Genomic DNA, 9,547 nt, shown 5'->3' with positions numbered 1-9,547 from the left:
GCGCGGCGTGCCGCGTAGCCAGAAAGAGATCCGCGCATTCAACCCGATCCGCGGTGACGTGCATTTGCGCCTGGATGAGTTCGCGCCGCTGGGTCGGGCTTCGAACTCGGCGTCGATCCTTAAAGTTCACCCGGGCGAGCCTGATTTGCCACCCTTGTATGAAGCAGTCATGACTGGTATGTCCACTCTGGGCGCGACGTTCACAGGAATCGAGATCATCGAAGGCGTTGCTTACGCCCAGAGTTGGTGGGTTCGCACCCCTTGAGATTTAGGCCTGCTTCGCAACTGCCCGAGCTGGTTCCTGCTCAACTGCAATGCGGCGAGCTCTACCTACGCCCCATGCCAAGGCGCGTGTCATTGATTCTTGCGGGCGTGAATCGTAAGCCTCTTCGAGAATGGCCACACCACATGCCGCATACACACCGATAAACATTTGTGTGGCGCCCGTCCTCGACAGCCTCACTTGAACGTCGATGGTTGTACCGTCGTCGAGCATTTCGTCGTGAGTTCTGGTGTGCAATCGAGGATCCGCCCACGCCCAGTAACACTCCCCACGATGTCTCATTTCGGACTCCTTTTTCCGGTTGTTAGCACTTGATCGTATTCAAAATGGTGAGTCTGGCCAGCCTGTTAGGGAGCTCTTTTTTGTATTTCAGACGACCGGCTAAGTAACTTCTACATAACCTGTACAACTACAAATAAACGTACAACTTCAATCATTTGCTGCGGCCTGCGGCAGGAGAGAGTCATGCCTGAAGAAATCAAACTGATTCAGCCAGCGCCGGTCGTGCGCGACGAATACGGAATGTTCCAGCACCCGGACCTACCCGACTTCGACGAGGGTGATGGCGACAAGTGCAAGGCCTGGATTGCTGAGCAGGGCCTGGAGGTCGGCAAGGTCAGCCTGGAATACGCCGACGAGGCTATAGCTGACAGGTACTTCGAAAGCCACGACCCGGACTGCAGCTACTGGGAACCCTACCGGCCCGATGGTGATGGCTGGTTCTGCCTGGCAATCCACGACACCGACGACGGTCCGGTGTGCTGGTGGGGTCGTAGAGTGGTGACGCCATGACCGACCTGATCGAACTGAAGACGGCCGACCTGGTGGGCGAGCAGTTGGCCTGGGCGGTCGCCAAGGCCGAGGGGCTGGATGTGCATGTGGCAAAGCCGCACTACGGCGCACCGATCAGGGTGTTCGTCTACTACCGCGGCGAAGCAACCGAACGCTGCGAGCGGTACAACCCGCAAGAGAACTGGGTGCTTGGAGGGCCGCTGAAGACAAAGCATCAGATCGGCGATGGCCCAGTGCGGGGTGGCTGGACGGCCTACCCCAGCCGGCCGAATGAGCCCACCGACTGGCTGATGGGCCCGACTCCACTCGTCGCCATCTGCAGAGCCGTCATAACCAAAATCACCGGCTGGACAGTCCAGGTGCCGAAGGAGCTGATGCCATGATCGCCCTCGCCTATATGGCCTACCTGATCTACAGGGGGCCGCGATGAGCGCCGCAGCCAAAGTACTCGATCCGTGCAGCGCCAGCCGCATGATGTGGTTCGACAAGCAAGACCAGCGCGCTTTGTTCGGCGACATCCGCGACGAGGAGCACCTGCTCTGCGACGGCCGGGTGCTCAAGGTTGAGCCGGATGTGCTGATGGACTTCCGGCAGTTGCCCTTCGAGGATTCGGCCTTCCGCCTGGTGGTGTTCGATCCGCCGCACCTCACCCGCGCCGGTGTCGACAGTTGGATGCGCGCCAAGTACGGTCTGCTCACCAGCGACTGGCGCGAAGACATCCGGCAGGGGTTCGCCGAGTGTTTCAGGGTACTGGAACCTGAAGGAATCCTGATCTTCAAGTGGAACGAAACCCAGGTGCTGGTCAGCGAACTGTTGGCCCTCACCGATGAAAAGCCCCTGTTTGGCCACAAGTCCGGCAAGCGCGAAAAGACGCACTGGATCACCTTCATGAAGCGCCCCGCTTCAGCCTAACCCCCCCTACAACTCAAGCCCGCCGACATGCGCGGGCATGGAGAGCTATTGCCGCCAATCTGCGGCTTGGAGCCTACCCATGGAAACCGAAATTCTTTCGGATGAAGAGCTGGCCGAACTGACCGGCTACAAAGCCAGGGGCTATCAGCGCCGCTGGCTCGAAGAGCGAGGCTGGGTGTTTGTTGAAACCCGAAGCGGCAGACCGCTGGTTGGTCGCCACTACGTCCGCATGAAGCTGGGTGTGACGCTTGAAGTGGTGCCGATTGCGCCGCCTCCACCCGCTACCCCCGCATGGACACCAGACATTTCAAAGGTGAGGTGAAATGCGCCCTAGGAGCACCGAGAACAGGGACTTGCCGCCGGGTGTTTACCGGCGCAAGCGCACCAGCAAGAGCAAGAAGAACCCGGGAAAGGCTTGGATCAGCTACTACTACCGCGATAAGGATGGGAAGGAAATACCGCTGGGCACCGACTTGAGCCTTGCCCGGCTGAAGTGGGCTGAACTGGAGGCGAAAGAAAAACCGAAGGACCTGGTCACCATGGGCGCGATCTTCGATCGGTACGAGCGCGACATAATCCCGAAGAAGGCGGCGCGCACCCAGAAAGACAACCTGGCCGAGATACGCCAGCTGCGCAATTACTTCGAAAAGGCGCCAATCGACGGGATCACGCCTGCTCATGTGGCGAAGTATCGCGATGCTAGGACGGCGCCGGTAAGAGCGAACCGCGAGATCGCCACCCTGTCGCACATCTTCAACATCGCCCGGGAATGGGGCCTCACCACCAACGAGAACCCGTGCCAGGGCGTGCGCAAGAACAAGGAGCTACCGCGAGACTTCTATGCCAATGACGCAATCTGGAGCGCGGTATATGCGAAAGCAGTGAGTGAACTCAAGGACGCCATGGACTTGGCGTATCTGACGGGCCAGCGTCCGGCGGACGTGCTGGTGATGAGGCGGGACGACATCGAGGGCAACACGCTCGGCGTGAAGCAGAAGAAGACCCAAAAGAAGCTGCGGATCATGCTGGAGGTCGATGGCGTGGAGAGCAGCCTGGGCGCCCTAATCAGGAAGATTATGGAGCGCAACGCTTCGCATGGGTCGCCATACCTGCTGCTAACCGACAACGGCAAACGGGTGACGGCGCCCATGCTCCGTCATCGTTGGGATGACGCCAGAGAGGAAGCGGTGAAGGAGGCAGTCGCCGGCGGCGACCAGGTGCTGGCCGGCCGGATCGGGCAGTTCCAGTTCCGCGATATCCGTCCGAAGGCGGCTTCCGAAATCACCGATATCGACCACGCCAGTCTGCTGCTGGGCCATACCAAGGGCGACATTACTGAGCGGGTTTATCGCCGCGTCGGGGCGCTGGCGAAACCGACCAAATAAGGAAAGTATCGGAAGCGCTTCCGAAACAAACCATTCCCGAGGGTGCTCCCATGGGTGGTTTTACTATGCCCCAAAAACGCAAAAAGCCCTGACTAATCAGGGCTTTGAATGTGGCGGAAGCGTAGAGATTCGAACTCTAGGATAGTTGCCCATCGACGGTTTTCAAGACCGTTGCCTTAAACCACTCGGCCACGCTTCCTCGTATTGCGGGCGCCATAATACCGAAATGAAACAAGCTGTCAAACTCTCTAGGTGGCTGGTCTGCGTGCCTCTGTTATGATCTTTGCATCTGAACGTTTCAAACCCACAGGAGTGTCGCCATGCGCGAACAGGATTACGCCGTCAACCACGGCCTGCAGGTCGAACAGCAAGAGGTCAGCCGCGTCCTGCGCAACACCTATGGCCTGCTGGCCATCACCCTCGCTTTCAGTGGTGTCATGGCCTATGTAGCCCAACAGATGCGCGTCGGCTACCCGAACATTTTCGTGGTGCTGATCGGCTTCTACGGCCTGTTCTTCCTCACCAACAAGCTGCGTGATTCGGTATGGGGCCTGGTGTCCACCTTCGCGCTGACCGGTTTCATGGGCTTCCTGCTCGGCCCTATCCTCAACCGCTACCTGGGCATGGCCGGCGGCGCTGAAGTGGTCAGCTCGGCATTCGCCATGACCGCACTGGTATTCGGTGGTCTGTCGGCCTACGTGCTGATCACCCGCAAGGACATGAGCTTCCTGGGCGGCTTCATCACCGCAGGCTTCTTCGTGCTGCTGGGCGCTGTGCTGGCAAGCTTCTTCTTCCAGATCAGCGGCCTGCAACTGGCGATCAGCGCAGGTTTCGTGCTGTTCTCGTCGGTGTGCATCCTGTTCCAGACCAGCGCAATCATCCACGGCGGTGAGCGTAACTACATCATGGCGACCATCAGCCTGTATGTATCGATCTACAACCTGTTCGTCAGCCTGCTGCAACTGTTCGGGCTGATGGGTCGGGATGACTGATCCGAGCTTGGTTGGTTGAGTGTTGAAAAAGCCCGCTTCGGCGGGCTTTTTTGTGGGTGGCGTTTGAGGGGCGCTGGCTTCGCGCTCGTTCACTGGCAAGGCCGACTCCTACGCCCTGCGGGCTGTAGCGCCAGATAATGCTGGCAAACTGGACTACCCCAATCCCCGCGCGCGCCGTAGAATGCGCTCCTTTTTTTCTGCCCGGGGCAGCAACACCCATGAGCTCACTCGAACAAGCGCCCGAACAGGCCAATGAACTGGTTCTAGGCCTGGAAGACCGGCCCCGGCCGCTGATCGCCCTGCTCGCTGCCCTGCAGCACCTGCTAGCGATCATCGTGCCCATCGTTACCCCCGGCCTGCTGATCTGCCAGGCACTCGGCGTATCGGCCCGCGATACCAACCTGATCGTGTCGATGTCGCTGGTGATCTCCGGGATCGCCACCTTCGTGCAATGCCGACGCTTCGGGCCCTTCGGCGCCGGGCTGTTGATCGTGCAAGGCACCAGCTTCAACTTCGTTGGCCCGCTGATCGCCGGCGGCGCACTGATGGTCAAGCAAGGTACCCCGGTAGAAGGCGTGATGGCGGCGATCTTTGGTGTGGTGATTGCCGGCTCGTTCGTTGAGATGGGCATTTCGCGCATTCTGCCGTTCGTGAAACGCCTGATCACCCCCCTGGTCACCGGCATAGTAGTGCTGATGATCGGCCTCACGCTGATCAAGGTGGGCCTGATCAGCATGGGCGGCGGCTTCGGCGCCATGGCCAACGGTACCTTCGCCAACGGCGAAAACCTGCTGCTGTCCGGCGTGGTGCTGGCCATCATCGTGGTACTCAACCGCATCCCGGTGGTGTGGATGCGCAGTTGCGCGATCGTGATCGCGCTGGCCGTCGGCTACGCACTGGCCGGCTACCTGGGCCGCCTGGACTTCACCGGCATGCATGAAGCCGCCGTATTCCAGGTGCCGGTGCCATTGCACTTCGGCCTGAGTTTCTCCTGGGCGCTGTTCATTCCGATGCTGGTGATCTACCTCGTGACTTCGCTGGAAGCCATCGGCGACGTTACCGCCACCAGCAAGGTATCGCGCCAGCCGGTCGAAGGCCCGCTGTGGATGCAACGCATCAAGGGCGGCGTGCTGGTCAACGGCGCCAACTCGCTGCTGGCCGGTGTATTCAACACCTTCCCCAGCTCGGTGTTCGCGCAGAACAACGGCGTGATCCAGCTGACCGGTATCGCCAGCCGCCATATCGGTATCTGGATTGCCGCAATGCTGGTGATTCTGGGGCTGTTCCCAAGCGTGGCCGGGGTGATCCAGGCGGTGCCGGAGCCGGTGCTGGGTGGCGCTGCGATGGTGATGTTCGGTGCCGTAGCGGCCTCGGGTATCAACATTCTGGCCAGCATCAGCCTGGACCGTCGCGCCCTGCTGATCATCGCGGTGTCCCTGGCGCTGGGCCTGGGCGTGGCGCAGGTGCCGGAATTCCTGGCGCACATGCCATCGGCACTGCGCAATGTGCTGGAGTCTGGCGTGGCGACCGGCGGCATCTGTGCGCTGGTGCTGAACTGGTTCCTGCCCGAGTCCAAAGCGCAGAACTGAGGCCGCTTGCCAAGCTGCCCCAACCAGGCCCGCGCCCACAAGGCGCGGGCTTTTTGCTTTATCATGGGCGCAGTTTTGCTGACAGAGCCTGCCATGAAGTTCGCCCTCGCGGTATTTTCCCCCGGCCATGCGCCCTCCTCGCGCCGTGCACTGCTGTTCGCCCAGGCTGCCCTGGCCAGCGGGCACGAGATCGTGCGGCTGTTTTTCTATCAGGATGGCGTGCACAGCGCCTCGGCCAACGTGGTCGCGCCGCAGGATGAGCTGGACGTGCCGGCGCAATGGCGTGCCTTCGTCACCGAGCACCAGCTCGATGCGGTGGTGTGCATCGCCGCCGCCCTGCGCCGTGGCGTGTTGAACGCCGAAGAAGCCCAGCGTTATCAGCGCCCTGCCGTGAACCTGCCCGCGCCGTGGGAGCTGTCGGGCCTGGGTCAGTTGCACGAGGCTGCACAAACCGCCGACCGCCTGGTCTGCTTTGGAGGCGACTGAAATGGCCAAGTCATTGCTGATTATCAGCCGCCAGGCCCCCTGGGCCGGCCCGTCGGCCCGCGAGGCACTGGATATCGCCCTGGCCGGCGGCGCCTTCGACTTGCCGCTGGGCATGCTGTTTCTGGATGACGGCGTGTTTCAGCTGGCACCTGCACAGCAACCGGCACAGCTGCAACAGAAGAACCTGGCGGCCAACCTCCAGGCGCTGCCGATGTTCGGCGTGGAGGCCCTGTTCGCCGACGCCCGCAGCCTGCTCGAGCGCGGCCTGGACGCTGAACACCTGACACTGGACGTCGAGGTACTCGACGACGCTGCACTGGCAGCCCTGATCGACCGTTTTGACCAGGTGGTAACCCTCTGATGAGCACCCTGCACGTCATTTCCCACTCGCCCTTCGGCGATAATCGCCTGAGCAGTTGTCTGCGCCTGCTGGGCAGCAACGACGGCCTGCTGCTGTGCGGCGACGCGGTGTACGCGCTGCAGCCCGGCAGCGAGCCGCTGAAGGCGCTGCAACAAGCCAACCTGGGCGCAAGGCTGTTTGCGCTGGAAGAAGACCTGCAAGCCCGCGGTATCTCCAGCGACGCGGCCCGGGCCATCGACTACCCGGCGTTCGTGCAGCTGTCGCTGGACCACGACAAGGTCAACAGCTGGCTATGAGCACCCTGAGCCTCGACAACCGCGACATTGCCCTGGACAAGGACGGCTTCCTGGTCGACCTGAAGGACTGGTCAAAGCCCGTGGCACAAGCCCTGGCCGAGCGCGAAGGCCTGGAACTGACTCCCGAACACTGGGAGGTACTGGAGCTGCTGCGCCAGTTCTACCAGGAGTTCGAGCTGTCGCCGGCCACGCGCCCGCTGATCAAGTACACCGCCTTGAAGCTGGGCCCGGACAAAGGCAACAGCCTGCACCTGAACCGCCTGTTCAACGGCACCCCCGCCAAACTTGCCGCGAAGCTCGCGGGCCTGCCAAAGCCGACCAACTGCATATGACTGCCCCTACCCCGCTCACCCTCGAAACGCCCGCCGAACACCCCTTCGCTCAGTTCGTGCGCATTTTGGGCAAAGGCAAACGCGGCGCCCGCGGCCTGACCCGGGAAGAAGCCCGCGAGGCCATGGGCATGCTGCTGGACGGCAAGGTCGAGCAGACGCAGCTGGGCGCCTTCCTGATGCTGCTGCGTCACAAGGAGGAGAGCCCCGAGGAGCTGGCTGGCTTCACCGAAGCCGTGCGCCAGCGTGTACAGGCACCGCCCATCGCGGTCGACCTGGACTGGCCGAGCTATGCGGGCAAGAAGCGCCACCTGCCGTGGTTTCTGCTGGCGGCCAAGTGCCTTGCGAAAAACGGCGTGCGCATCCTGCTGCACGGCGGCGGCGCTCACACCGCCGGGCGCCTGTATACCGAGCAGGTGCTGGAACAGGTGCAGATCCCGCTGTGCCGCGACTGGGCCAGCGTCGCCAGTGCCCTGGACGAGCACTGCATCGCGTTCATCCCCCTGCAGGACTGGGCGCCGCGCCTGCAGCACATGATCGACCTGCGCAACACCCTGGGGCTGCGCTCGCCCATTCACTCCCTGGCACGGGTGCTCAACCCGCTGGGGGCGCGGTGCGGCCTGCAGAGTATCTTCCACCCCGGCTACCAGGCCGTACACCGCGAAGCCAGTCGGCTGCTGGGCGATACGGCGATTGTGGTCAAGGGTGACGGCGGTGAGATCGAGATCAATCCGGATGCCACCAGCCACCTGTACGGCACTGCCCATGGCCAAGACTGGGATGAAGAATGGCCGCAGCTGTCGGCCCAGCGCCATGTGAAGCCGGCCAGCCTCGACCTGCAGCACCTGCTGGCGGTATGGCGCGGCGAGGCCCGCGACAGCTACGGTGAACTGGCTCTTGTATCGAGCATGGCGCTGGCGCTACGCGGCTTGGGGCAAACCCGAGAGGACGCCTTCACGCAGGCGCAGCACTGGTGGGATCAACGCCTGAGCTAGGCGATTGATCGAGGTTTTCGATCAAACAGGCCGATGCTTTGCGCCATTGGTTCGAACTTGAGCCCGTACACTGGGCTCCAAGTTGAACGAATCGCCAAGGAGACCACCATGGGCCTGTTGATCGATGGCCGCTGGCATGACCAGTGGTATGAAAGCAGCAAAGACGGCACCTTCCAGCGCGAGAACGCGCAGCGGCGCAATCAGCTGCCCGCAGCCGACGCCGGGCGCTATCACCTGTATGTGTCGCTGGCCTGCCCCTGGGCGCACCGCACGCTGATCTTTCGCACGCTCAAGGGCCTGGACAAGCTGATCGACGTGTCGGTGGTCAGCTGGCTGATGGGCGAGAACGGCTGGACCTTCGACGCAGCCCTGGGTTCGACGGGCGACAAGCTCGACCAGCTTGAATTCCTGCATCAGCGCTACACCCGCGACGACCCGCATTACACCGGCCGGGTCACGGTGCCGGTGCTGTGGGACAAGCAGGAACAACGCATCGTCAACAACGAGTCGGCAGAGATCATCCGTATCTTCAACACAGCCTTCGACGGGCTGACCAGCAATCGCCTGGACCTTTACCCCGAGCCGCTGCGCGCAAGCATCGATGCACTGAACGAGCGGATCTACCCTGCCGTGAACAACGGCGTGTACCGCGCAGGCTTTGCGACTACGCAAAAAGCCTACGAGCAGGCGTTCGACGAGCTGTTTGCCGAGCTGGATGCACTGGAAAAGCTACTGAACGACCAGCGCTACCTGGCCGGCGAATACCTGACCGAAGCTGACTGGCGGCTGTTCACCACGCTGATTCGGTTCGATGCGGTGTATCACGGGCACTTCAAGTGCAACCTGCGGCGCATCGCCGATTATCCGAACCTGTCGAACTGGCTGAGGGAGCTGTACCAGTGGCCGGGAGTGGCCGAGACGGTGAACATGGAGCATATCCAGCATCACTATTACATGAGCCACAAAACCATCAACCCGAACGGGATCGTGCCCAAGGGGCCATTGCAGGACTTTGCGGCGCGACATGATCGGGAGCGGCTGGTGGGCCGGGGGATTTGGGACAAGACCAGTTTTTGATCAGGGGTTGAAGGGGCCCTTCGCCAGCAAGGCTGGCCCCTGCAGTGGGT

General features: G+C 61.9%; 15 protein-coding genes and 1 tRNA gene. 14 read left to right on the top strand and 2 right to left on the bottom strand.

Annotated features, from left to right (window positions below):
* On the top strand, positions 1-265 hold a 265-nt coding region (locus tag DN387_RS21890), incomplete at its 5' end, for a hypothetical protein (protein WP_254506306.1).
* A gap of 3 nt (positions 266-268) precedes the next feature.
* Here the strand turns inward: DN387_RS21890 and DN387_RS21885 are convergent.
* Positions 269-565: a hypothetical protein gene (locus DN387_RS21885; protein ID WP_116054764.1), complete on the bottom strand. Its 297-nt coding sequence runs from the start codon at positions 563-565 to the stop codon at positions 269-271.
* A 183-nt stretch (positions 566-748) separates the two neighbouring features.
* Between DN387_RS21885 and DN387_RS21880 the strand changes: the two genes are divergently transcribed.
* The 5 genes from DN387_RS21880 (at position 749) to DN387_RS21860 (ending at position 3,372) form a co-directional block, all read left to right on the top strand.
* Complete coding sequence (locus DN387_RS21880) at positions 749-1,075, top strand: hypothetical protein (protein ID WP_058541205.1); 327 nt, start codon at positions 749-751, stop codon at positions 1,073-1,075.
* A complete protein-coding gene (locus DN387_RS21875) occupies positions 1,072-1,458 on the top strand; it encodes a phage protein NinX family protein (RefSeq protein WP_254506304.1) in 387 nt (128 codons plus the stop codon). Before DN387_RS21880 ends, DN387_RS21875 begins: the two co-directional genes overlap by 4 nt.
* Before the next feature lie 43 nt (positions 1,459-1,501).
* Entirely contained in the window at positions 1,502-1,987 is a 486-nt protein-coding gene (locus tag DN387_RS21870) for a class I SAM-dependent methyltransferase (protein WP_229589442.1), read from the top strand.
* A 79-nt stretch (positions 1,988-2,066) separates the two neighbouring features.
* Positions 2,067-2,309: a DUF4224 domain-containing protein gene (locus tag DN387_RS21865; protein WP_081315162.1), complete on the top strand. Its 243-nt coding sequence runs from the start codon at positions 2,067-2,069 to the stop codon at positions 2,307-2,309.
* A gap of 1 nt (position 2,310) precedes the next feature.
* Positions 2,311-3,372 carry a tyrosine-type recombinase/integrase gene (locus DN387_RS21860; RefSeq protein ID WP_254506302.1) on the top strand — a complete coding sequence of 354 codons (1,062 nt, stop codon included), beginning with the start codon at positions 2,311-2,313 and terminating at the stop codon, positions 3,370-3,372.
* A 111-nt stretch (positions 3,373-3,483) separates the two neighbouring features.
* Here DN387_RS21860 and DN387_RS21855 read toward each other — a convergent pair.
* Positions 3,484-3,571, bottom strand: a tRNA-Ser gene (locus DN387_RS21855).
* Between the two features lie 121 nt (positions 3,572-3,692).
* Here DN387_RS21855 and DN387_RS21850 point away from each other — a divergent pair.
* The 8 genes from DN387_RS21850 (at position 3,693) to DN387_RS21815 (ending at position 9,497) form a co-directional block, all read left to right on the top strand.
* Positions 3,693-4,364 (top strand): Bax inhibitor-1/YccA family protein, encoded by a 672-nt coding sequence (locus DN387_RS21850; RefSeq protein WP_043860836.1) that lies wholly within the window; start codon positions 3,693-3,695, stop codon positions 4,362-4,364.
* A 218-nt stretch (positions 4,365-4,582) separates the two neighbouring features.
* Complete coding sequence (locus DN387_RS21845) at positions 4,583-5,953, top strand: nucleobase:cation symporter-2 family protein (protein WP_043860837.1); 1,371 nt, start codon at positions 4,583-4,585, stop codon at positions 5,951-5,953.
* A 93-nt stretch (positions 5,954-6,046) separates the two neighbouring features.
* Positions 6,047-6,439, top strand: a complete 393-nt coding sequence (gene tusD, locus DN387_RS21840) for a sulfurtransferase complex subunit TusD (protein WP_043860838.1) — start codon at positions 6,047-6,049, stop codon at positions 6,437-6,439.
* A gap of 1 nt (position 6,440) precedes the next feature.
* Entirely contained in the window at positions 6,441-6,800 is a 360-nt protein-coding gene (gene tusC, locus DN387_RS21835; protein WP_043860839.1) for a sulfurtransferase complex subunit TusC, read from the top strand.
* A complete protein-coding gene (gene tusB, locus DN387_RS21830) occupies positions 6,800-7,096 on the top strand; it encodes a sulfurtransferase complex subunit TusB (protein ID WP_043860840.1) in 297 nt (98 codons plus the stop codon). Before tusC ends, tusB begins: the two co-directional genes overlap by 1 nt.
* Complete coding sequence (locus DN387_RS21825) at positions 7,093-7,428, top strand: TusE/DsrC/DsvC family sulfur relay protein (protein WP_043860841.1); 336 nt, start codon at positions 7,093-7,095, stop codon at positions 7,426-7,428. Before tusB ends, DN387_RS21825 begins: the two co-directional genes overlap by 4 nt.
* Complete coding sequence (locus DN387_RS21820) at positions 7,425-8,420, top strand: glycosyl transferase family protein (RefSeq protein WP_054915097.1); 996 nt, start codon at positions 7,425-7,427, stop codon at positions 8,418-8,420. Before DN387_RS21825 ends, DN387_RS21820 begins: the two co-directional genes overlap by 4 nt.
* A gap of 108 nt (positions 8,421-8,528) precedes the next feature.
* The gene (locus tag DN387_RS21815; protein WP_054915098.1) at positions 8,529-9,497 is read left to right on the top strand and encodes a glutathione S-transferase family protein; all 969 of its coding nucleotides are present in this window, start codon (positions 8,529-8,531) and stop codon (positions 9,495-9,497) included.
* Positions 9,498-9,547: the final 50 nt, after the last annotated feature.

The organism is Pseudomonas sp. FBF18 (assembly GCF_024261405.1).
Classification (GTDB): Bacteria; Pseudomonadota; Gammaproteobacteria; order Pseudomonadales; family Pseudomonadaceae; genus Aquipseudomonas; species Aquipseudomonas palmensis.
Note: the sequence above shows the minus strand (reverse complement) of the source record. Positions and strands in the feature narration are given on the sequence as shown.